Here is a 580-nt window from a genome sequence, read left to right on the forward strand (position 1 = left end):
GCAAGGAAGTGCGACGGCCCCTGATGCGGCCGGATGAAATCCGGACGCTCGACAAGAACAAGGTCATCATATTGCCACGCGGCGAACTGCCGATCCTGGGCACCCGCAATTTCTATTTCGCCGACGGCCAGCTCGCCAAACGCGCGTTCATGCCCCTGCCCGCCTTTACCGACGCTTCGCGCACGAAAATCCCTGGATTGGACGCTTCCGCGGCGGTTCCATCTCCTGCGCTCCCGACCATTGTGCCGACAACACCGGCGTACCGCTCAGGCCTCTTGCAAACCCGCCTGCGGCGCGGCGCAACATTTGCCGCAAAAGCAGGCCCTATAGCTCCGCCGCCGGGCCGGCGCGCAATCGTAAAAGAACGGCTGAAAACAACAGTCGCCGCAGCCGTGCCGGCTTATGCCGCCGTGGATTTTTCTGCTCTGGCGGCCAAAGCGGTGACAACACGCATAGCGCCCGACAAAGAAGCGGCGGTTGCGGCGATCATGAACAAGGTGCGTTCTCTTCGCGCCAACGCAGCCGATACCGAGAGTTTCGATCTAAATCTCAGCATCGTCGAAGATGCTTTGCCTGATCT

Annotated in this window: 1 protein-coding gene; it reads left to right on the forward strand. The window is 61.0% G+C overall.

Annotated elements, in window-relative coordinates; translation table 11 throughout:
• Positions 1-23 precede the first annotated feature (23 nt).
• The coding region (locus tag EN935_RS39410) for a type IV secretory system conjugative DNA transfer family protein (RefSeq protein ID WP_245489190.1) at positions 24-580 on the forward strand (557 nt) is incomplete at its 3' end.

The sequence above is a fragment of the Mesorhizobium sp. M7D.F.Ca.US.004.03.1.1 genome (genome assembly GCF_003998635.1).
GTDB classification, from domain to species: Bacteria; Pseudomonadota; Alphaproteobacteria; order Rhizobiales; family Rhizobiaceae; genus Mesorhizobium; species Mesorhizobium loti.